Raw genomic sequence first — 23,359 nt, 5'->3', positions numbered from 1 at the left:
GTTAATTGGTCAAAAAATATCGCCGTGGGGAGTTTTTAGTGCGAAAGGGGGGCTCGGGGGTGTTTTTCCGTTTTCTAAAAAGTTTTTTACCCCTCCCCTACCCCTTGTTCAACTAATTCCATCAGATATTCCTGTAGGTTTTCCTTTTCCATCTTGCTCTTTTCATACTCAACGTGTGTTTGCAAATGACACTTCTGACAAAGTGAAATAAGATTCTTTGGATTGTAAATAAATTCCTTTTTAACATCTTCTTCAACTGGAATGATATGATGAACTGTATGCATTGACTTATTCCTTATGTTGCCATAGCACAGTCGACACATGTACAAGTCTCTTACCTTTACTCTATGTCTTACATCACGCCATGCCTTAGTGTTGTACACGTTAGCTGACTCCTTGTTCCTTGTCCTCTTGTCATAGTTCCGATGCCTTGTCTTACTCTTATCCCTGCACTCATCACACATAGCTCCATTACCTTGCGCTATTACCTCACCACATCTACTACATGCCTTGAGTAATTCCATACAAATCATGTCCTCACCTTAACTGTATTCACACAAATAAAAGGATGCACTGTAATTAATGCACCCTCAATGTTATACCCTAATGTTACTCATCTATTATAGATAGCTTTTTCCTTTAGCTCATCAACACTGTGACTGTCTATATACCCCTGACTATAGAAGTACCAATCCCCCCGCTTCAATACAGCATTGGCAAACTTACTAAACCTATCATTGTGTTGCTTATTGTTCGCTTCTCATTACATACTTCCTTAACGAATGGATCATCATACATATAGTTATCCTTTACTCACAAATGCTTATGTATCCTCATCATTCATGTACTGTTGCTTATCTGTCATCATTACTTATCATCTCCCTTTATAAATACAAACGCACTAACCCTCAGTATTTTAATCAATGATCAATGCGTTATGACTACTGGTTTATTTATTTTTATTTATTAATTATCTTTTTTACAGAAAATAGGAGGAAGTTGTTAATTAATGTCGAATTAATGTTTATGGCAGTATATATTACCTAGGTTAGAAGGTAAAATTAGCTAACTTCCAAAATAATCTCTCCATTCCTTCTAACCATCAGGTTATTTACACTGTATTTTATTTCATTGATTGCTATTACACTCCCCATTGATATTACATCATTTTCGTCGTAAAAGTTAAGAAATGGATATTCGCCTAAATAGTTTGCTCTGCAAAAAATTTTAAAAGTCATGTCGTTAATCCTTTCAGAATGGAGTAAATGTAGATGAAAAATCCAAGCCAAGAAATGGTAAAAAAAATTTTACTATTTCATCCCTATTTAAAAAAGTCTGCTGTCCAAAGTAAACTTAATGGTTATATTAAAAAGTTTCCAAACTTTAATGAAATATATGCATCTATTCGTATAGATAATAAAAAAGATGACACTGCAGAAGTTATTGCTAAAACTCTCCTTTTTGGTATTGAAAATGATTTATTAGATGAATATGATTTAGATGAATTATTATTTTTAATATTGGAGGATTCATTATTTAACTCTTATTTATTTCATTTAAATTTCAATACAGATAATTTAATTGACAAGAGATCAATTGAAGAATTACTTAGTTCTTGGAATATTCCAGCACAACATAAAATTCTAAATAATATTAACTCTGAAACCAACAAAGATTTTATAATTTGTGGTTATCGAATTGCAGAAGACGCTAAAGGTTTGGATTCATTAAGAATCTTATTATTAGACAGTGAAACGAGAAATACCTACTTTAAAAACGAAGATTCCAAAGAAATAGCATTTCCAACCATTTTAGAAATAGATTTCAGAAGAAAATTATTACATATTAGGTTAAGAGATGTTGATAATCTTGTTGGAGATTCAGAAAAAGTCAGTACTATGTCAGGAAGAATTAAGAGTACTTTAAACTTTTTGAGTTCATTTAAACCTGCAGTACAATATAGGGAAATCACCAACTTTAAATCTTCCCTATTTTTATTAGAAGAAAATCTACTAAGTGAAAAGAGAAATTTAGCATATAAACGGCTAGAGGAATTTGAAAAAGAAATTGAAGATTTCACTACAAAAGTTTGTAATAAATTCAACCCTTCTACCGATCACAAGATTCTCCCAAGAGAGTATATAAATACAGGTGTACTATCTATTATCGCAACAACTTTGGATAAGAATGAATTTGGTGATGTAGTTGGCATTAGATTCAGGAACTCTCAAAATGATGAAAAAAAATATGCCGAAATAACCATCAAGGATACAGGAAATAAATGTATTTCAACAAGTAATCTATACTGGTTGAACCTTTCCGTTCTTCAAAGCACTCAGTCAGTGGAATTCTTGAAAATAATTCCTCAATTAGAAAGTGGAGCAGCTATTGTAAACTTAGAGTTCTCTTATGATACGGCAAATATACGAATTTTACAAAGAACTACCTATGATGGAACTGAAGGAATTAGACCTACTCAAGAAAAATATGATGAGGTCATTGATTTCATAAAACCCTTTTTAAATTAATATTTCAACAAAGTGTTTGTATTTTCCTCAACTCAAAAAAGCACTCGACCAATTAGGTTAAGTGCTTTTTCAATTCATGACGTTATTAAACCAATAATATAAAAAAACACCCGAATTACTCGGATGCTTAGTTAATCAATTTTTTATATTCACTGACTCTTTAATAGCTTTTAAAACTCCGAGGATAGCTAAACATTTCTCATAGCCATCTTTAGTTAAATCTTTTGCATTTTCTTTTACTTTTTCAATCAGAAAAAGGCTATCTGAATATTCATCCATGTAAATTACGCATTTCGAACTCCAAATTTCTAGGCCTTCACCCTTAAGAATTTTACTAACTCCCCAACTATCAAATTCCGAACTATCTCTTAAGGATTCTCCTTCTTCAATCAAATTATCTAGCTTCATGTCTACCACTCCTCATCCAAATATTTACTTACTTTAACCATATTCGATAGGAGTGACAAAAGTCCTGCTTATGTATTCAATTAATTCGCTTTTCTCCATCAGATAAAATTGTTTGAAATTAAAACATTCTTTTAAACATCCTCCATTTCTGCGATTAATTAGGGAATTGCGGAACGTTAAATTTGTATTTTTCTTTATCAGACCATCTGCTGGATATATTTTTCTTCTTGCATATCTGATATGCTTCTTTGCCAATTAATGTTTTTGTTTTCTCTAAATTTGATGACTGGGCATTCGATTTAATCCCATCATGATTTATCCACCCGACAAAATACATTCCATCTGTTTTTTCTGGATATTCAAAGAATGGGGCTGTTTCATACGGCAATATCACGCTGCTACGAACTGTATTAGGGATTTTACCATTGAAAGTTTCAAAGAAGCCTTTTATACTAAACTTTTCTTTACTTGATTTAAGTCCTAACAATTCTTTTAATTTAAAATAATCCTTTGGTTCAAGTATAGGATTTATTACATATCCCACTTCAACATTTAGCTTAATGAAAAAGTTAGTTCCTTTTATCGCTAGTACTAGCCAATATGGATTTTCGTCAATGAAAAATAGACACTTAAACTCAGCTTTATTAAATTTAAAATCAAATTTAGTTCTTTTTATCTTCTGCTCTTTCATGCTTTGATGAAGATTTTTCAACCCGCTTAATTTTATGACAAAAACCTCCTCTATTGTATATATTATCTAATACGCAAGCGTTTCAAATAGGTTTCAAAATATGTCATAATTTCTTAATTCATCTTGTTTATAATTTCAGATTACAGCAATACCTCTTTTACTTACTACTAGTACGGCATTTCTAACAATTACTCCTAGCTCATCCTTTTTGATGAACTGACACATTGATTATGTATTCTATCGTGGTTTTCTATGTAATATTTGTTCTATTGTCTGTAAAAAAAATTAATTAACTTCTTTAATTTTCATTGATCCAAAATACAATCCATTGCTCTTGGTTGTCAGTTACGAATACCTTTTTAACCTCAATTGTTTGAGTTGTCATATTATTTATCCCCTTTTGCCTTTCGGCTATAGAAGGTTTATTTGAAATTGAATTAGTTCAAACTGAAGAAAACCACCAATAGCAATTACTGGTGGTCTTTTGTATAAACAGGAAATTTATTGTAAAAAATATTATTATCACTAGCTTTTCTTTCTTTATTAATTCCCCTTAACTGAGCTGAGGTATATTCCTTAGCTTTTTTCATTCCTCTTCAAGCCAAGGTTTATCGTTAAGTTACCCTTTTTTAATAGTTCATAATATAGGTGAGTGAATGCTTTAGCCATTAATTCCATATTAGGCTCATTAGCATAAGTAATTTTACAAGGCGGTCTATCTTCTTTATTTGTTTTTTTGCACTCCATGGAATTTTTGCGGTTTTTAATTCTAAGCAATCTAATTGACGCATTTTCTTTATAATTTCTGATCTATCCTTATCAGGAAATAGAGCTTCTAATTCCTCGATTGTAGATAATATTGTTTTTTCTTCAAGTGATTTTTCTTCATCTTTGTAAAGGTCTATGGAAGTTAAATATTTTCAAACTTTAACGAACATAAATACTGGCTGTTGTGAGGTAAATAGAAAGTTTCCTTATTATTTAAATGATTTTTTACAATACTCGGCAAAATATAAGTACTATTTGATTTATACAAAAAGCTCGGTTAGTCAAAAAGCCGAGCTTTTGTTACTCTATTTTTTACATTTTTTAAAGCATTCATAATAACATTCGTAAATATTTTTCGAAGTTAACTCCTTCTACTTTAGGAATTTGCTCCAAGGAGGAATCATTGATAGCCTCTGTCAGGAATGCCACTGCGAGCTGTACGGATTTTTCTAGGTTCTCTCCACGCATCATGCTTCCCATAATCACAGATGCAAATAAATCACCAGTACCTGAATAGCTTTCACCGTTATACTGCGTCGCACTATAAAAGGTTCTACTTCCGTCCAAATACATATTTCCGATATACTGCTTCTCTGTATCTGCTGACGGTGGATTCATTCCAGTGATGATAACCTGAGCTCCCGTTTCTTGCTGCAACATATTCCCTGCTTCTTCTATCGCTTTAATATAGTCCTCTTCGTTAGAATAGCTATGCAGCTTTTCATAAGACAATCCGGTTAATAAACAGCACTCTGTAACATTTGGTGTAATGACATCTGCACGCTTAACCAGTTCTCTCATAAGTACCAGTAATTCATCGGTAAAAAGTTTATAGACTTCTCCTATATCCCCCATTACTGGATCAACAAGTAAAATGGTTTCTTTTGTATAAAATTTATCTAAAAAATGGAAAATATTATTAATTTGCTCTTCACCAGTAACGAAGCCGGTATAGATTCCATCAAAGGTTACATTAAGCTTGCTCCATTCTTCTATGAAGTTTTTCATTTTGGATGTAAAATCTTCACAAAAAAAACTTGGATATCCGGTTTGCGCAGTCAATATGGCCGTTGGTAAAGGGCATGCCTGCACGCCCATGACCGAAAGAACCGGAATTGCAGCTGTTAATGAACATTTTCCAAAAGATGATAAATCCTGTAGTACAGCAACTTTTTTCATAATAACCTCCATATGGCCTATCCACTTTAAACTTTATTTATCTTATCATAAATCAGCTAAAAACAGTCATCTCCTCTCTCTTTTCAATATGTATAATATCTGTATTTTTTATCAACTGACCTCATAGTTTTTTAATAAATTGACACTTTTAAAGACACCAGTCTTTTGCTAAAATCATAGGAAAATTCTAGTTAGGAAGGTTTACAGATATGCAAAATACACAAAGTTATTCAAGGTCAAGTCAAAAAACTATGGATTTAATTATTACCGCAATGTTGATTGCACTTGTGTTCGTATCTACATTCTTTTTGAATATTAAACTGCCAATTGCCGCAAATGGAGGGTTAGTTCATCTAGGAACAGCTATGCTTTTTATTGCATCTATTTTATTTGGTCCTAAAAAAGCAGCTCTTGCTGGTGCGATAGGAATGGGGTTATTTGATATAGTTGGAGGGTGGACATTGTGGGCACCTATCACCATTGTGGCGCGTGGTTTGCAAGGATATATAGTTGGTAAAATCGCTTGGTCAAAGGGTCGCAACGGTACTAGCATTGCTTTCAATGTAATAGCAACAATCGTTTCAATTCCATTTATGATAGCTGTTTATTATATTGGTGAAGGGATTCTATACGGTAATTGGATTGCACCTTTAGCTTCGATACCTGGAGATCTCGTTCAAAATATATTAGGAATTATCGTTGCCGTTCCAGTTTGTGTGGCTTTGAAAAAGGTTCCTTATTTTAAGTAAATTCGCTATAAAGGTAAACGTCAAGTAGCCCCCAAATACTACATGGATGGTGTATTTGGGGGCTATGTTTTGTTTGCTTCCCTTTTTATCGGTACTCTGCATGCAGGGTAAACTAGGTATCCTATTGCTTTATTACTTTTGGTATCTTTTTACCCCATTTGTGGCAAGCGGAATTAGCTCCTAATTTATACAAGTCTTGAACTATAAAAGTAGCAACAGTCATCCCAACAACAGCCCCAAATACAAGTTTTAAAGCATTTTTGAACGCTAATCGTCTTGTTTAAGTATTTTCCTTCTCTAATAATTCTTTTGCGTTTTAATTTCTCTTTAATCATCCGAACAAATCCTAATAACTTCCTGTTTGGTATTGTTAACTTCGACAGTCGAAGAATATTTTATCCTACATATAATTTCCTACTAATGTTATAAATTAGTAGGAAGTGAGGTGTGTACTATGGCAGGTAATACAGGTAAAAATCATCGTGATGGAGCAGTAAAAAAAGAACCCAATTTAAATGGTCAGGAATTAAATCAATCGATCGGAAGTATGAAATACCCCAGCGCTCCAACAATTACTGTCTTTCCCCAAACAGGAGTAGTTGGCTTTTGAAGTCTGTAAAACAATAGTAAAGCTACATAAACAACTTTAACCCCTGCTTTTTTGCCGAATTTTTTAATCTTCTTCCAAAATGGGTCTTCAGAAAAACCATCTGAGAATTTAGTTGTATCTTATTATAATCCCCCCCTATTCATCATCAATTTTTTACCATATTAACAGGATATTACCCTAATTTTATCCAACCTTCTACAATTCATCAAATCTTTACATGATTAATACATTTATTGAACTTATCTATTTTATAATTAAATTACAATTTAATAATTCACATCATATGGAGGATACAATTATGGAAATAAATGAAAGGCAACCATTTGAGTCTTTTTTATCTCCTCGTCAACTTACTGAGCTAAAAATCTTATCTATTAAAACAAACATAGCTTTCCATGAATTATTAGCAATGCCATCAATAGTCTCACTTCTGGAGAAACTGAACGACACTACCGAACTAAATGATGAGCTTAATAATAAAGAAATGATATTAAGAAATAAAGTTTTCATTAATAAAAATAAAGAAGTATTAAAAAAGACACAAAAAGCACTCGACCAATTAGGTTAAGTGCCTTTTCTATGTATTACATTCTAAAAAAGAATAAGTCATCACTTGGTTAAAGTGGATGTCTAGTTTTTCTTATGTTTCCATCCCTCTCATTACATAATAAAAAGCCACCCTTTTAAGACGGTTTGGATTTTGTTAATAATAAAATTTCAGACTTAATGTTTCCAAAACACTTAAAATATTTCTTGATAAGCCCACAGTTGATGGTTATTGAGTAAACGACTATATAGAAGATCACCGACAATAAAGAATAAGATGGTCGGATAATAACCCCTCCACCTCCTCCAATTGCCCCATTTAACCCTGCTAATAAAAAAAGCTCAGTAAATACAAAATGCATTTTACTCTCCAATGTTTTTTACTGCAAATTATTCCGATCCTGTTAAAAAAGTATGCAAAAAAGCACTCAAGTTATGAGCGCTTCCTGTGTGGTTAATATTAATGAATATCTCTCTTCTTGAACCGTCCACCCCGTACTTCCGCGATATTTGCCATTGCTAAGAAAGATGAAGGGTCGATCTCTTCAACAATTGTAGTTAACTTGGATTCTTCAAGTCTGGTAATTACACAGAAAATAACCTTCTTGTCTTCTCCAGTAAAAGCACCCTCACCATGTAAGTATGTCACACCTCGTCCTAAGCGGCTATTGATTGCATCACCCATCTCTTTTGCTTCATCGCTAATTATCCACACTGACTTTGTTTCTTCCATTCCAGTAATAACAATGTCAATGGCTTTAGCAGCTATTACATAAGCTAAGATTGAATACATAGCCCTATCCCATGTGTAAACGAATCCAGCAGAACCAAGTATAAATAGATTGATGAACATAACAATTTCGCCAACAGAAAAAGGCACTTTTTTACTTATTACAATCGAAAGTATTTCTGTACCATCAAGAGCACCACCGTTACGAATTACTATTCCCACACCTATACCTAAAAAAATACCGCCAAAAATTGTAGCAAGAAGGATATCTTCAGTGAAGGGCGGGATAGGATGAAAATATGTCGCAAAAATGGAAAGCATTATAATCCCATATACAGTAGATATAGCAAAAGTTTTTCCAAACTGTTTATATCCCAGAAATACAAATGGTAGGTTCAAAAGGAATAGAAAGATTCCCAGTTTTATTCCGGTAATGTGAGAAAGCATAATGGAAATGCCTGTAATGCCTCCATCAATTACATGATTGGGAATTAAAAAGATTTCCAATCCAGTGGCCATTAGCAAAGCACCAATTGTAATAAGAATGATTCGTTGGATAATTATCAAACGAGGTAACTTTCTATGCTGCTTTTTTAGTGCTTCCGTCAGAAAAATCACACCTTTTATTATTCATTTATTACTATTATACTCTAATATTAAATCAGGAAAAATAACTTTGCATATAGAAGTTCCAACTTGATTACATCTTCCTAATTTAGCCAAAATAAAACCGCCGCTATTCTTGTTAGCGTTTGATTGTTGTTATTGGTTTTCACATCGTTACCCAAGCACCAGCTTTTCTAATTCTGATATTTCATTCCCTCTAAAAGTAGAACCATCTGCACAATCGTTAGGTACAGTAGCAAAGTTACCTGATAAATCCACTAACCAATCAGATGAATACTGACGAAGCATTGATAGGACTCACATATGCTGAAGCGTAACATCCTGAAATAGCTCCTGTACCTGATTTTGCAGTTTGGATACTATACAGAGCTGAACCTGTCTCTAAAATAACATTAATAATGGAAATCTGAATGTGTATCTAGTTGGAGATATGTATATTACTGCATTGACAGGGTTTAGAATGTTTCCGCCATTTATATTAATACGGAATAAGAGTGAGCCAAAATTCCCAGCTGCTAACATCCAATAATCGCCCCTAAGGTTTTCAAAAACCTAACGGTATAAATAGAAAAAGGTTCAACATATATGTAGTAATACCTTCAGAAGAAAATGGAAGTATTGATTTCTAGTGAAAGGTAGAAAAAGAAAAACATACACCCATAGCAAATGCTTAAATATTTTTGCGCCTTTAATAAAAATACAATTTGAAGCACAATAAATAATAGTACAAAAATAAGTATACAAAACCGTCAGTTAAGCAGATAGAATACGTCTCCTACTTTACATTTAAAACTAAGACTTTATCATTTTCGAACCTAATTCAATGTGGTCACAATCACCCCATCCATATTATTACCAGATATTTCATACTGTTCATTCGCTGGTACTTCAACTTCAATTGTTCCGTTTTGAGAAATGGGATAATATGAAATTGTATATTTTTTCCCTTCAACACTAATAGATATGCTCTTTTCTTCTTTTAAATAATCCAAATATTCTTCCAAAGCTAAATTCATTTCCTGCATAATCGCACTGTGAGGCAAGCCGACATAGCGAATATGCCATGGTTCATATTGAATTCCTGTAATATCCGTTTTATTCGCGGGATAGCGTAAGATAAAGCCGTTTTTCCAAGCATTTTCTTCTATCCACTCTCCTTCAGGTGCTTCTTTCATCTTCATTTGAGTAGACCCTACATCGAGTGCTAATCCTAAATTGTGTTCGCTATGCCCGGCTGGCAAAGCATAGTCAGCCCCCATCTCCTTGTACAGTCTGTTTTGCTCATCAAAGTCTCGATAACCACTGCTAATTAAGAAATTACTAACCCCATCCTCTTCAGCCGCAGCTATCATCTCCGAAAATTTTTCAGCTATTACTTCTGATAATTTTATTTCATTATTAGGTAACTGGTATCCGGTAGTTAATCCTTTGTGTGTAAATAAATTTATGATATCCGATTGTATGCCAGCTTGTTCAACAGCATATTCACTGTTAACCAAAAGCAGATTCCCTTGATGGATCTGCTCTTCTGTAATCTCAATCTTTTGAGAATTTTCAGGAGCTGTATTATCATTTTGTTCATATATTTGATCCTCTACTTTATCTTGGGATATCGGTAATATCTTAAAAATAAATACTAGAATTGATGCAAAAACCAATAAAAATCCCCACTTTTTCATTTTTAGTCTCCTCCTTGATGTAACTTGTTTATAGGATAGGAAAAACTTTTAAAATAAAAAGTGGGGTAAACATTAAATTTTTCTTAAATTTTCACTTGGATCTTATTATTAAACTTCTTAGGAATCCGCTATTGGTAATCGGACTTCAAATATAGTGCGTATTAAATCACTTGCGGCGGATATTGTCCCATTGTGTTGCTCTACAATATTCTTCGCAATGAATAAACCGAGACCTGTACTATTTTCTTGATGAGTTCGTGCTTTGTCACCAGTATATAGCATATCAAAAATATGAGGCAGTTCATCTGGAGGAATGGCATCCCCATAATTGATAACTTGAATAACCACTTCCTCTGAATCAATAAAACCGTTGATATCAACATACTGCCCCTCATACCCATAGCGATTTGCATTAACCAGAAGATTTTCAAACACACGTGCCAATAACTCTCCATCACCCATAATAGATAGAGGGGAAGTGATATTCATTCTTGCTATCAAATCATTTTTCTCAAAGACAGGATACAATTCTTCTTTCAATTGAACAAGTAGCTCACTTAAATCGATTTGTTTCTTTTCAACTGCTAACATCCCATAATTCATCCTAGTTATTTCGAATAATTCATCAATTAACCTTTCCAAGCGTTGAGATTTGGTAAAGGCAATCGTTAAATAATGCCTGATCTGATTTTCTGTCAAATTATCATCCTTAAGGATTAAATCTAAATAACCTAAAACAGAGGTAAGAGGTGTGCGCAAATCATGAGCCAAATTAACTACTAACTGCTCTTTACTACTCTCCGAAAAGTCACCCCTTTCTATGGCTTGTTCCAATTTTTCACTTGCCAGATTAATGCCTTGTGCAATATCACTAAATTCATCATTTGACAATATTTGAACTCGATGCTTAAAGTCGCCCTGAGCGAGATAATGAATTCCTTTCGAAATCTCATTGAAATAGGCAGAATAGGGTTTTGTAAGTAAAAAGAAGAATAATATCGAAAGCGTGATAAATACAAGCAAAAAGACGTTAAGGTCTCCAATATTTTGTATGATTTTGCGAAAATAAGCTAGTGTATCTCCATAATTAACATTTGTATAATAATACAATTGGAGTACTTTAAAGAGGAAATATGTTATGACGCTAGACAACAACATGCTTAAACCTAACAATATGATCATTTTTGAGCGAAAGCCTCGCAGAATATTACCCATTGAATTTATAACCTACCCCCCATACAGTTTTTATCAATTTGTTTTTTCGTTTATCCTCTTCAAGTTTTTTCCGCAAAGTACGAATATGAACCATTACGGTATTCCCACCTTCATAGTATGCATCCCCCCATACCTTCTGAAAAATATCTTCTGCATTATAGACTTTATTTGGATTACTGGCTAATAAATATAAAATTTTAAACTCTTTCGGTGTTAACTCAATATTCTTACCATATAGAGTAACTGTACGTTGTTCAGAAGAAATCGTTAATCCTCCAAATTCCAAGTTTGTATCCTGTTTGTATTTAGGTTGATTCAATTTCATAAAGCGCCGCAGCTGTGCATTTACCCGAGCTACCAATTCAATGGGTATAAATGGTTTCGTCATATAATCGTCTGCTCCAATCACGAGTCCCTGCACTTTATCAAAATCAGACGTTTTAGCGCTCAAAAAAATAATCGGCATATTATGTTTTTCGCGAATGCGACGGGTAACTTCATATCCATCCATTTTCGGCATCATAATATCCAAAATCAGTAAATCAATTGGTTGGCTCTGGATAACATCAATGGTTTCTTGCCCATCCGATACCTTAATGACACGATACCCTTCTTTCTCTAAATGTATAGCAACCAAATCAGCAATCTCAACATCATCATCAGCTATTAAAATTTTTATATTTTCCATGTATTCCACCCCTAGAAAAAGTTATCATTAATCGTCAATAAGTGTTGCGAAGTTGTATCGTAAAAAAATCGGCTGTTTTTGCCGAGTTCAATTATCACTTGTTTATCCCACAAGCTGCCCGATTATTGAATATAAGTCTTTGTAGTTCGTAACGCAATACCTCAAGTTTAGTATCCGGCTACCTGTTCAGAAAAAAAAGGCTACGAATTCTTAAATAAAAGAGGGAGTATCATTTTCACGAAAGGTCCCAAAACAGGGTGATCCATCATTAACAAATTTGTTAAAAAACGTAACATCACGCATTAAGGTGAAAATGTTACAGCTTTAATATCCAATGCACGTTCTAAGTTTTTCCTTGGTTGACCTGTTCTTTCCATATGTTTCCCTTGTCCTTCTGCTGTTCTTTCGTTCATTAATCCCTTTCAAACTCAACAATTTCCCCTAGCATTTTGAACATTAATTTCCCTGATGGAGTTGAGAAATTCTATTGGCTCTTTTAAGAAAAAAACAAGGCCGATGCCGTTATCCTCTAATTGGCTAGCAACGTTATGTAGTTCTTTGACTGAGCGAGCAAGTCTATCTATTTTAGTTATAATTAGCTTATCTCCTTCTCGCAAATACTCTAATGCTCCATGAAGAGCTATTCGATTTGATTTTGCATCAGATTGATTTTCCTTAGCCATATCCCTGAAGTGATTCAATTTGATTTTCAAGTATTTGTCCAACTGTTGAAACTACCCAATTAAAGTCTTTTAAAGCACCTCTGTCTAAAAGACTAATATGTTAAATCATATACTAACTTTAAGACACTTTACATAAACATTTAGATTAACCATTAATTGTGAAATCCGCGTTATATAAAAGTTAATATACACTTAGACAGTTGTTCAAAATTTAATTGCATTTTCTATTGACTAAACGTTCATTCAATAATAAAATAAATCTGAAAATTCAGTGATGAAAAAGGAGGGGTTGCATTGGATTTACATTTCGAGGTTAATGGCAAGGGGCTTCCTGTTGTTCTTATTCACGGTGGCGGGGTTGATTTGAGGCAATGGACATTTTTAGCATCTCTTTTAACTAAAAATTACAAAGTGATCGTTTTTGATGGCCGTGGTGCCGGAAAATCCCCATCCCCCATAAAACATGCAAACTATGTTGAGGATGTATTGGCACTAATGGATTACCTGGAACTTAATCAGGCAACGATTATAGGTCATTCCATGGGCGGACAGATTGCCACTGATTTCGCCCTTAATTACCCAGAAAGGGTATCGAAACTTGTATTAATAGCTCCTTCTTTAACTGGTTTTCCCTATTCAAAAGAGTTTGAACAATATCATAACAAGATATTGGAAAGTGCCCCCAATATAGATAAAATGTTAGAGCTTGCCCTTCATTCACCAACATACCAAGTTGTTATCGATAGTCCGCACAAAGATCTCACTGTCAAAATGCTCAGGCATCATTTCGGACGCATGCTTAAGTGGCCCGCTGATTTCTGCATGATATGGCCACGGCCGCCGGCAATGGAACGATTAGAAGAATTGAACACCGAAACTTTATTTTTTATCGGCAAAAAGGACTTGGCAGATAATTTCCGGGTTGCCGATTGTTTCCGAAAGGTTCCAAACATCCGTTTCATCGAAATAGAGGATGCCGATCATATGCTGCCCCTCACCCATTCTGAAGTTTTATATCAAGAATTCACTGCTTTTATGGAGGATTAAAGATAAAATGCCACGTACATCCGAAGAGAATGACCGTATTCGCCAAGCATCCAAAGAAAAAATCCTTGCTGCAGCCATGGAGTTATTTATAAAGCAAGGCTATTACGCTACTTCCATAAGCGATATAGCCAAGCAGGCGGGCATTTCGAAAGGGTTACTCTATAACTATTATAAAGGGAAAGAAGAACTGCTTTCTGAAATGGTCGAGGACAGAATCAAGGAGGTGGCGGAAGTCATGGAAGAAGCTTTCACCTTAAATACACCTCGTGAACAGCTTGAACATATAATCAATGGTGCCATTGATAATATCCACCAAAAACCAGAAGTCCATCGGTTCTATCTACACCTTCAAACTCAGCCAGAATCAGATGAAGAGTTGATAAAATACAGTCATCTCATAATTGAAGAAAATGCTAGGCAATTTGAGTTTCAATGTAAAATATTTGAAAGTATGGGTGAAACGGAACCAAGGAAACGATCGTTATATTTTTCATCTGTGCTACAAGGAATTATGTTGATGATATCCACCTATCAACAGGGATTTACGATAGAAGAAATAAAGAACCAGATTATAAACGAGTTTTGTAACTAATCTTGAATGAAGTTTTAAAAAGAAACTTCCACAATCGGATGCTAAAGGAAAAGTCATTGGAGCTATCTCCATTTCCGGGCCTTTCTTTCGCTGGCATGAGGAATCGATGGCACAACATATCTCTTTATTGTTAAAAACTGCTGAAAGTATTTCAAATTCCCTATATTAAATTATTTCAAAATATCACAGAAAAAAATCTCTTCAGAAACCTAACTGAAGAGATTTTTTTCGTGACGACCAGCTTGAACCAAAACGATAAATGAAGACGATAACTCTGCCTATCTATTCTACTAACAGAATACCGTCGGCAATCTGGCGTTCACCTGCTGCATCAGATGGTCTTGTGACTCGGTCATCCCCAACTGTCATGGTCGTCGATCCGCCGCCGTCAAGATTGATGGCATCGACTGCCCCTAATGACTTCATGACTTTCGCACTTTCTTCAAAATTAGCTCCCACGCTCCATCCGGGTGCGCGTCCATCAATGGTGACCAATAATAGATTGCCATTCTCTTTGATTCCTGCGAGCGTTCTTGGATTACGACGTTCCCCAAAACGATAATAAAAGCCTGGATCTTCTTCCCAGTGAAAGCCTTCCTCTACGGCATTAATGGAAATTTCTCCGTTTTCCAATAATCGAGGACCTCCATTAATCATACTTGTAGTTTGGTCTAATTTTAATTGCTTTCCATCCCCGATGATTTTACTTTTCACTTGAATCTTCATTCCTTGTCGGGCATGGTCACGAAGCCACTCTGCCGCCTCCCCCGTTCCCGCAAGAACGGAACCACTGCTTGGAATGTCTCCCCCACGCTTGTTACGGATTTCCGCCACTACCCCGGCATGATTTACTACCACTTCCATACCGTCGCCCGATTCTGTCTTTTTTCCAAATACGGACGTATATTGGATAAGTTCACTTTCATCTTTACAAGTAAAATCATGTTTTGCCCGTTCTGTTGTCGTATCTCCTCCGACACCGCCACAATTGCGGATTAATCCCGGCTTCCGATTCAATCCATCCACATCCCTAACCGCCCCATCAGATGAAGTAGCCTGAATTGACGTGGACACAGATGCAATGTTTGCCTTCTCTTCAACAGAAGATAAAATCAGAGCTGAACGGCCATTTATAGCTTCACTGACAAGTTGACCTTCGCTTGCGAATATACCGGCAAGATCGCCTGGTGTTCCATCCTTCTCTCCCATAACAAAGTATCCTGCATTAACTCCTGCAATGGCATCATTTCTATCAGCGATTTGGGTCAATGTTTCTTTTCCTGTCACTGCATCATTTGCTAATTCAGGCACAGCATGCCCATGAAATCGATCCTGATCCACTTCAAGGACGTTTACTACCCATGGTCCTGTTGTTTTCTCTCCGTCTTCACCCGTATACACAGTCCGAAGTCCCGAATATCCCTTTTCAGATAACTTGTTTTTCATTTCGGCTGCATCCGCTTCCAGCTGATATTGACCGATGCGAACAATGTACCCAAGCGGTCCTTTTTTCCGGTCATCCACGGCCCGATCCGATTCTTTTATGATATGAACATTTTTGAAACCGTCTTTCTTTAAACTTCCCAACAATATCTTTGCCTGCTTTTGTGTTTCTACAAATGCCACATCCACTGTGTAAAAGTCTTTAGAAGATGTTTCACCACGATTGATTTTGGTATACTTCACTCCTGGTGCTAGATTCATGGAAGTTCTTTTCTCCTGCAAATTTGGGGTTCCAAGCGGAAGTAAATGATTTTTCGTTTGCACTTGTGATTGAACATTCAATTTTGCTTGAACTGGAGTTTCGGGAATGGCATTTACAAACATCACAGATGCTAGACTAATAGAGGCGATAGGCAAAATTGGCTTTTTCCATATTTTTTTCATTTTTTTTCCTCCAATAAAGTTATGTCTTCCTTTAACTTTATTGTCTAAATGTGATGGAAAATTAAAAAAACTATTATATTTCAGTCAATTTTAAGTGAACAAAAATGAGCATAAATACTCGATAAATATTACAATTCAGATCTGTGAATGGATAAATTTGAGTATTCTGTCTTTGTATAAAGTTAATCAAAAGTTTTGCTGGATAATCGTGAATATTATAAGATATGTGTTATCTCCTAGGAGGTGAATTTATGGAAACAGTAAAAAAGAACTTGTTGTTAATACCAACCATCTTGTCGGTTATCAATGTTATTTGCCTTGCTTCATTCCTTATTGGACTTAGTGTTATGAGCCACCCAATTTCAAGCAGTTTAACTGATCTTGGCTTGTTATGCCCACTGCTCGCAATTTCATCATTCTTCTATTTAGTGATTAAAGTCAAAAAGCATTCCGCATTAAAGTACTTTCATTTCGTAAATGCGGTTACATTTCTTGTCCCCATATGTATTCTTACGTTTCTTATTCTTCGATTCCTAAACGATTGGGATATTTACTTTTAAATTGAATGCTATTTTTTCATTCATAAAAAAAAGCCCTCATAGGGCTTTTTTGCTAAGCTAATTTTAAGCATAATAATTCTATTACATTTCAAATATCATCCAAATATTTTTGCAAAGGTATTTTCACCGGCGATGCCGTCTGCAGATAATCCATTGGCCCTTTGAAATGCCTTCACAGCTATTTCCGTTCCGCTTCCAAAGATACCATCCATGCCATGTGGATTATGTCCTTCCAAATAAAGTGCAGCTTGAAGGATATAGGTGATATTCCCTTCGGCCCCTTCCCTAACATTAGGTGAAGCAGCTTTTGTTTGGGGTCCCCATATTCCATCAACATTGATCTTTGCACCATATTGTTTATTCAATTCGGTTTGAAAACCTTTGATCAGCGCTTTTTTAGTATTGGGACCATAATATCCATCAACATCTATTTTTGTTCTATATCTGCTATTTAATGTCCTCTGAATGGACTTTATAGTTTGGTTGCCGCTGTCCTTTGCAGGTGTTTCTTTTACTTCGGATTCGACTTGTGTAGGTGGTGGAGTGGTTCCATTCACTTTTGATATCAGTCTAGGCTTTGTTCCCGCATTTAACTGAGAATAAGTCAGTCCGCCCGTCATATCCAAGTGCGGATAATCTTTAAAGCTTGACCAATCCCCGCCCCATGCAAAGCCCAAGGATTTACCAATAGCCGCTACACGTCTCCATTTTTCATCAACTGTCCATATGCCATTCTTTCCATCATCGCTGACTATGACATAATCAATGGCTAGTCCATAGTTATGGTAAGATTGACCTGGCATCGCGTTGGTCACTCTCGGCTTCGATAAATCACTATAGTTTTTACCTTCGTATATATAACCTAGGCGACCTTGACCATATAATTTTGCTTGCTCTTCCATAGACCGATAACCTGCGCTGATTTGCACGAAAATGCCTTCTTGGTATGCCCGTTTAACCATTTCCAAAGCTGATTCTTTTACGACTGGATGAATTCCGCTGCCCATATTCTTTTCTGAACGTTCCAATAAAGTTTCTAATTTAACTGTCAATTCAATCACCTCCTAATATGTTATGGTACTAATTAGGAGATGCTTGTACCCCTACCTTGACGTTACAAAAAAATCGCCCTTTTTATGTGGATCTAGTAAGCTTTCATCGTTCTTAAATAAAAAAAGCACAACCCCTAATGGAATTGTGCTTTTTTATATTGGCTGTTTTCGCATACTTTGTTGCTATTTTCGAAGTAGTGCAGTGTGGTTGATTTCCCCTCCAGGTGCTCGCTTTGCGGGGCGGGCGGTGAGCGTCCTCGGCGTAAACGCCTTTGGGGTCTCACCTGTCCCGCTGCTCCCGCAGGAGTCTCGCACTTCCGCTCCAATCAACCTAAAATGGTTTCGTTTTAAAAACAACAATCTTTACGAAAAGGGCCTTTATATTAAAGTGGCTTATTCTGATCTTCCTTATCTTTTCCAATGACTTTTATCAATTCATCCAGCTTTTCATTTCTTTCTTGATCTAATCTTGTCTTTGCATTGATGAATTTTATGATCTTAATAATGAAATAAACACTTAAAACAATAAGTCCCAAATAAAACAAAATCGGTATGATTGCAAAAAGCCCTATTAAACTGCTTGCATGGTCCATGAATAATCCCTCCCAAATGTAAAATATAGTATTATTATACAGGAAAAACAAAGAAGGCGTCCGATAACGATTTATTATTTCAATAATTATTTTGCGAAAAAAAACTGAAGCTAGTTATTAATAGCTCCAATTAGGGATCAGATGGGGTAAAAGAATATTCAAGGATTTGGGTCAGAAAAAGGGAGATGTTTAAGTTACCCATACAAAAACCCTTTATCTATTAAAATATAATATCATGACCATATTTCTTGGCGATCTAATCAAAAAATCCCTCGTATTTCTTTTATACATGACCCCTTTTTATAATAAGGCTTTCCATATTATCAAGGAACGTTGTCGACCTTTTCCAGGTATAAGAGGTTCCTGTATACGAAAGACCGAGAGTTTCCAAAGTCTTGAAACTCCGCCAAGTGTATACCACTCTCCTCATTCCTGTTCAAGCTCAGACAATTTTCAGCTAAAGTGTAATCCTTTAATTCGAATAAGGTTAGTGTTACCATATAGTAAGTATATCTTCTAAATGAAGGAGCCAATCATGAATCCCAATATTTTATTGCGTAATAATGTAAAGATTAGAGGAAGAGGTACACGACCAATGATATTTGCACCAGGTTTTGGTTGTGATCAAAATGTCTGGCAATCAGTTGCAAAAGATTTCGAAGATGAATACCATATTATTCTATTTGACTATGTTGGGTCAGGTAATTCAGATATACAGGCATATAATGTGGAAAGATACAGTACCCTTGATGGGTATGCACAAGACGTACTTGATGTTTGTTCGGCATTAGACCTAAAAGATGCTATATTTGTTGGACACTCTGTTGGATGTGTGATTGGGATGCTGGCATCCATTGAACATCCTGAATATTTTTCTAAACTTGTCCTTGTTGGTCCTTCCCCTTGCTACCTTAATCTCCCAAATGATTATTACGGGGGATTCGAGAAAGAACAACTTTTAGGATTGATTGATATGATGGACAAAAATTACATAGGCTGGGCAACCGCTTTTGCGGGAACGGTCATGAGTAATCCAGATCGCCCAGAACTTAAACGGGATTTAGAGAATCGTTTTTGTTCTACTGATCCCATTATCGCACGACAATTTGCGGAGGTTACCTTTTTTGCAGACAACCGTAAAGATTTAGCAAAAGTAAAAGTACCATCACTCATTTTGCAATGTTCCAAAGATGTTATTGCTCCGTCAGCAGTAGGTGAATATATTCATAAGCATCTTCCCGATAGTACATTGAAAGTGATGAAAGCAACAGGACACTGTCCACATATGAGTCATCCTGAAGAGACGATATTCTTAATTCGACAGTTTTTGGATGAATTTCCGACAAACGATTTATAGATAGAGATGGGTGTGAATTTTTGTGAATGAACAACTGAATGAGGCACCCTGCGGATATTTAACTTTATCAGAAGAAGATGATATTTTATCCGTTAATCAAACCTTACTTAAATTACTGGGGTATAATCTCGATCAATTGCAAGGGCAGCCTATTAATTATATCCTTTCGGCTTCAGCTATACTCTTTCATCAGCTTTATCTGGTTCCTCTGATTAAATTAGAAAATCAGATTGAGGAAATATATATATCCATAAAGTCTGTAGATGATGAAGAAATACCTGTGTTACTCAACGCTGTTCAAAGAGAGCGAGATGGAAGAACCATTATTGAGTGTGTGGTGATTCCAATGCGAAAAAGAAACGAATTAGAAAATGAGCTTCTTATAGCGAAAAAAGAAGCAGAGACCGCACTAAATGCTAGGAATAAGGCTTATGCTGATTTAGAGATTGCTCATGAAACGATGAAAATGCAAAAGAATAAGCTGATTGAGTTGAACGAAAAAAATGAAAAATTCAAAGTAGATACAGAAAGAGAACTGGGTCTTGCAAAAAAGATACAAGAGACACTATTGCCAGTTCCTATTATTAATGAACATCTTGAAATTCAAGCGTATTATAAAGGCTCCAATCAATTATCGGGTGATATATATGGTTTTTACCAAATTGACGCCCAGCGGTATGGCCTTATCCTACTTGATGTGATGGGGCATGGGCTTTCTTCTGCCCTAATAACCATGTCACTACATTCCATATTTGAAAGATTAATTTTAAAAGGTTCAGAAGTGAAAACGGTGATGAAAGAATTAGATGACCATCTTCATTCTTTATTCAAAAATACAAGTAAATCTTCTCATTACTGCACAGCCGTCTACCTTTTAATCGATACTGATAAGAGAGAAATTAATTATATCAATGCAGGCCATCCATCCGTTCTTTTACAGGATATAAACGGAAAACAATATGAGTTGCGTTCTAATCGGCCACCACTCGGGATGTTTGAAGATATACTTTTTAAAACAAATACCGTTACATACAATAAGGAAAGTATGCTGTGCCTTTATACAGATGGAGTTGAAGAACCTATAGGTTCAGACCGTTTATGCTCATTGTTAAAGACCTTTTCCGCTTCCCCTTTATCTGCACTTAAGGAAGAAGTTATACAAACGCTTAGATATGAAGAGGACACTCTCCAACGTAAAGATGACCAATGTCTTATTTTAGTTAAACTAAAATAAAACATCGGGGTGTGCTATCTGCTACATAACTAATCCAAGTTACTGTTCAATTTCTTGGGAGTTCGTATAGGGATTAACTTTAGTTCAATGAACTTTAATTTTCTATATCCCATGCTTAAAAACACTCTTCCATAATGGTTGAGTGTTTTTTCACCTTTATATATTTCAGCGCAATTCCACTAATATATATCACGCATGTCCAAATAAAAAAGGCAGCCGCTGGGCCTGCCTCTGTTGAACAACTTATATCCAGTCATTCATTTAGTGATTAATGAAAACGGCGCTTGTTTTTTTTGCATTTGCACTTACATTTACAACGCTTTCCAGGAAACCATACTGTACTTGGGTCATTGTTCTCAAAACATTTTTCTTCATAACAACAGTTTATCTCCATCCTAACACCCTCCTTACTATTGTATATGCATGGACTGATGGAAGGTGTGGACAAGTTGCTAAAAGTTTAGACTGAATGCAAATGATTCTGGACAATTTCCAATGTATGTGGAAGCAGAATGAAACCTCCCCAAGTTTTATGGCCAGGAATAAACGATCTTCGCACATTATTTTCGTTCAAACATATATGATTTCTCAACGATTAAACCATAATATAGTTATGTAAACAACTACTTGTCATTATTTTAATAAGAGTTAATCGAAAAAAATTCAATATCAAGTATTAAACGAAGCATGCGGAAAATGATGACACGAACCGAGCTATTTTATCCCACTTCTTAGGATGCGGCATCCGTTGAATGTGCTATCCACCTTTAACTACTAGACTTGGTTTACGAAGAAAAACACAATACTAGCAGGGGTGAAGGTTTAGTTCACGGAGTTTAGCAATCTGGCGAAAGTTATTGACAATGATTATCATTCCTATTAATATGTTGATGTAGTCATTGAAAATGAATATCATTATTAATTAGACTTTTTTTGGTATATTTTTAACCTACACTATAATCAGTAAGGAGAAAATCAAATGAAAAAGCTATTCATACCATTCCTGCTCTTGTTCGTACTTATCCTTAGTGCCTGTGGGAACAACGAAAAAGCGAACGAAAATAATGATTCCAAGACAAAATCAGAAACAATTACATATCAATCAGAAACTGGTCCTGTTGAGATTCCTAAAAACCCAAAAAGAATAATTGCTCTCTCCAATGGACCTAATGTATTGGCTTTGGAAGGTAATATTGTTGGAATAGATCAATGGACTAATATGAATCCCCTTTTTCAAGATAGACTAAAGGGAGTGGAAGTCGTTTCAGAAGATGACCTGGAGAAAATCATTGAACTGGAACCGGACCTAATCATAGCCGGATCCGAGATGAAAAATATCGGAAAGCTTAATGAAATTGCTCCGACTGTTGTATTCACTTGGGGGAAATTAGATTATTTATCACAGCAAATAGAAATCGGAAAACTTCTAAACAAAGAAAAGGAAGCAAAAGAATGGGTTAAAGATTTCAAAACACGTGCAGAAACAGCAGGAAAAGCGATACGTGCAAAAATTGGTGAAGATGCAACCGTTTCTGTCATTGAAAATGATGCTAAGGAGTTTTATGTATTTGGAAATAATTATGCACGCGGAACAGAAATATTGTATCAAGCAATGGACTTGAAAATGCCTGAAAAAGTAAAAGAAAAGGCACTTAAATCCGGCATTTATGTCCTCTCATCTGAAGTGCTTCCTGAGTATACTGGAGATTATATTATCTTTAGTAAAAACCCTGATGTAGTTAATTCATTTGTGGAGACCGAAACGTGGAAAAATATTCCTGCAGTTAAGAACGATCGTATATTTGAAATAAATAGTAAAGCATCCACTTACAGTGATCCAATCACTCTAGAGCATCTTCTGGAATTTTTCGAAAAATCATTTCTTAACAAATAGTATGCAAAGAAGGAATTCTTTAAATGAGAATTCCTTCTTTAA

21 protein-coding genes and 2 pseudogenes are annotated in these 23,359 nt (G+C 35.2%); 8 read left to right on the top strand and 15 right to left on the bottom strand.

Annotated elements, in window-relative coordinates; all coding sequences use genetic code 11:
* Positions 1–86: 86 nt before the first annotated feature.
* Positions 87–524 (bottom strand): HNH endonuclease, encoded by a 438-nt coding sequence (locus tag OTG27_RS11130; protein WP_268936925.1) that lies wholly within the window; start codon positions 522–524, stop codon positions 87–89.
* 747 nt (positions 525–1,271) lie between these two features.
* Here OTG27_RS11130 and OTG27_RS11125 point away from each other — a divergent pair.
* Positions 1,272–2,528, top strand: coding sequence for a hypothetical protein (locus OTG27_RS11125; RefSeq protein ID WP_268936924.1), 1,257 nt, complete (start codon positions 1,272–1,274; stop codon positions 2,526–2,528).
* A 135-nt stretch (positions 2,529–2,663) separates the two neighbouring features.
* Here OTG27_RS11125 and OTG27_RS11120 read toward each other — a convergent pair whose 3' ends face one another.
* The 3 genes from OTG27_RS11120 to OTG27_RS11110 all read right to left on the bottom strand — a co-directional run bounded on the left by OTG27_RS11120 (position 2,664) and on the right by OTG27_RS11110 (position 5,574).
* Positions 2,664–2,936 carry a hypothetical protein gene (locus OTG27_RS11120; protein ID WP_268936923.1) on the bottom strand — a complete coding sequence of 91 codons (273 nt, stop codon included), beginning with the start codon at positions 2,934–2,936 and terminating at the stop codon, positions 2,664–2,666.
* Between the two features lie 154 nt (positions 2,937–3,090).
* Positions 3,091–3,648, bottom strand: a complete 558-nt coding sequence (locus OTG27_RS11115; RefSeq protein ID WP_268936922.1) for a DUF6037 family protein — start codon at positions 3,646–3,648, stop codon at positions 3,091–3,093.
* A 1,077-nt stretch (positions 3,649–4,725) separates the two neighbouring features.
* Positions 4,726–5,574: a pyridoxamine kinase gene (locus OTG27_RS11110; protein WP_268936921.1), complete on the bottom strand. Its 849-nt coding sequence runs from the start codon at positions 5,572–5,574 to the stop codon at positions 4,726–4,728.
* A gap of 209 nt (positions 5,575–5,783) precedes the next feature.
* On the opposite strand from OTG27_RS11110, the gene OTG27_RS11105 reads away from it, so the two are divergent.
* Positions 5,784–6,323 carry an ECF transporter S component gene (locus OTG27_RS11105; protein WP_063576298.1) on the top strand — a complete coding sequence of 180 codons (540 nt, stop codon included), beginning with the start codon at positions 5,784–5,786 and terminating at the stop codon, positions 6,321–6,323.
* A 534-nt stretch (positions 6,324–6,857) separates the two neighbouring features.
* Here OTG27_RS11105 and OTG27_RS26700 read toward each other — a convergent pair.
* A pseudogene (locus OTG27_RS26700) lies at positions 6,858–7,001 on the bottom strand (YkvA family protein); the annotation flags it as partial.
* A gap of 230 nt (positions 7,002–7,231) precedes the next feature.
* On the opposite strand from OTG27_RS26700, the gene OTG27_RS11095 reads away from it, so the two are divergent.
* Positions 7,232–7,501, top strand: a complete 270-nt coding sequence (locus OTG27_RS11095) for a hypothetical protein (RefSeq protein ID WP_063576299.1) — start codon at positions 7,232–7,234, stop codon at positions 7,499–7,501.
* A 438-nt stretch (positions 7,502–7,939) separates the two neighbouring features.
* On the opposite strand, the gene OTG27_RS11090 is transcribed toward OTG27_RS11095, so the two are convergent.
* The 7 genes and pseudogenes from OTG27_RS11090 to OTG27_RS11060 all read right to left on the bottom strand — a co-directional run bounded on the left by OTG27_RS11090 (position 7,940) and on the right by OTG27_RS11060 (position 13,131).
* A complete protein-coding gene (locus OTG27_RS11090) occupies positions 7,940–8,818 on the bottom strand; it encodes a YitT family protein (RefSeq protein WP_034315255.1) in 879 nt (292 codons plus the stop codon).
* Between the two features lie 171 nt (positions 8,819–8,989).
* Entirely contained in the window at positions 8,990–9,124 is a 135-nt protein-coding gene (locus OTG27_RS11085) for a hypothetical protein (protein ID WP_268936920.1), read from the bottom strand.
* 259 nt (positions 9,125–9,383) lie between these two features.
* Positions 9,384–9,589, bottom strand: a pseudogene (locus tag OTG27_RS11080) (hypothetical protein); the annotation flags it as partial.
* Positions 9,590–9,651: 62 nt separating this feature from the next.
* Complete coding sequence (gene vanY / locus OTG27_RS11075) at positions 9,652–10,515, bottom strand: VanY-A/VanY-F/VanY-M family D-Ala-D-Ala carboxypeptidase (protein WP_268936919.1); 864 nt, start codon at positions 10,513–10,515, stop codon at positions 9,652–9,654.
* Positions 10,516–10,632: 117 nt separating this feature from the next.
* Entirely contained in the window at positions 10,633–11,730 is a 1,098-nt protein-coding gene (gene vanS / locus OTG27_RS11070; RefSeq protein WP_268936918.1) for a vancomycin resistance histidine kinase VanS, read from the bottom strand.
* The gene (gene vanR, locus OTG27_RS11065; protein ID WP_268565780.1) at positions 11,723–12,418 is read right to left on the bottom strand and encodes a vancomycin resistance response regulator transcription factor, VanR-F/VanR-M family; all 696 of its coding nucleotides are present in this window, start codon (positions 12,416–12,418) and stop codon (positions 11,723–11,725) included. The genes vanS and vanR overlap by 8 nt, the downstream gene beginning before the upstream one ends.
* A 428-nt stretch (positions 12,419–12,846) precedes the next feature.
* On the bottom strand, positions 12,847–13,131 hold the full coding sequence (locus OTG27_RS11060; protein ID WP_268936917.1) for a recombinase family protein: 285 nt from the start codon (positions 13,129–13,131) through the stop codon (positions 12,847–12,849).
* Positions 13,132–13,395: 264 nt separating this feature from the next.
* Between OTG27_RS11060 and OTG27_RS11055 the strand changes: the two genes are divergently transcribed.
* Positions 13,396–14,148, top strand: a complete 753-nt coding sequence (locus OTG27_RS11055) for an alpha/beta fold hydrolase (RefSeq protein ID WP_187049363.1) — start codon at positions 13,396–13,398, stop codon at positions 14,146–14,148.
* Positions 14,149–14,155: 7 nt separating this feature from the next.
* Complete coding sequence (locus tag OTG27_RS11050; protein ID WP_268936916.1) at positions 14,156–14,740, top strand: TetR/AcrR family transcriptional regulator; 585 nt, start codon at positions 14,156–14,158, stop codon at positions 14,738–14,740.
* 282 nt (positions 14,741–15,022) lie between these two features.
* Here the strand turns inward: OTG27_RS11050 and OTG27_RS11045 are convergent, their stop codons facing one another.
* From OTG27_RS11045 to OTG27_RS11035, 3 genes are all read right to left on the bottom strand, one after another.
* Positions 15,023–16,627 (bottom strand): phosphodiester glycosidase family protein, encoded by a 1,605-nt coding sequence (locus OTG27_RS11045; protein WP_268936915.1) that lies wholly within the window; start codon positions 16,625–16,627, stop codon positions 15,023–15,025.
* A gap of 655 nt (positions 16,628–17,282) precedes the next feature.
* On the bottom strand, positions 17,283–18,248 hold the full coding sequence (locus tag OTG27_RS11040) for a peptidoglycan-binding protein (protein ID WP_483878187.1): 966 nt from the start codon (positions 18,246–18,248) through the stop codon (positions 17,283–17,285).
* A 374-nt stretch (positions 18,249–18,622) separates the two neighbouring features.
* The gene (locus OTG27_RS11035; RefSeq protein WP_063576313.1) at positions 18,623–18,832 is read right to left on the bottom strand and encodes a hypothetical protein; all 210 of its coding nucleotides are present in this window, start codon (positions 18,830–18,832) and stop codon (positions 18,623–18,625) included.
* Between the two features lie 535 nt (positions 18,833–19,367).
* Between OTG27_RS11035 and OTG27_RS11030 the strand changes: the two genes are divergently transcribed.
* The 3 genes from OTG27_RS11030 to OTG27_RS11020 all read left to right on the top strand — a co-directional run bounded on the left by OTG27_RS11030 (position 19,368) and on the right by OTG27_RS11020 (position 23,317).
* Positions 19,368–20,189 (top strand): alpha/beta fold hydrolase, encoded by an 822-nt coding sequence (locus OTG27_RS11030; protein ID WP_063576314.1) that lies wholly within the window; start codon positions 19,368–19,370, stop codon positions 20,187–20,189.
* 22 nt (positions 20,190–20,211) lie between these two features.
* Positions 20,212–21,423 (top strand): SpoIIE family protein phosphatase, encoded by a 1,212-nt coding sequence (locus OTG27_RS11025; protein WP_268936913.1) that lies wholly within the window; start codon positions 20,212–20,214, stop codon positions 21,421–21,423.
* Between the two features lie 979 nt (positions 21,424–22,402).
* A complete protein-coding gene (locus tag OTG27_RS11020) occupies positions 22,403–23,317 on the top strand; it encodes an iron-hydroxamate ABC transporter substrate-binding protein (protein WP_268936912.1) in 915 nt (304 codons plus the stop codon).
* Positions 23,318–23,359 lie beyond the last annotated feature (42 nt).

It is taken from the genome of Peribacillus sp. AS_2 (assembly GCF_026891895.1).
GTDB lineage: Bacteria > Bacillota > Bacilli > Bacillales > DSM-1321 > Peribacillus > Peribacillus frigoritolerans.
The sequence above is the reverse complement of the archived record's forward strand: the minus strand, read 5'-3'. Positions and strand labels throughout refer to the sequence as shown.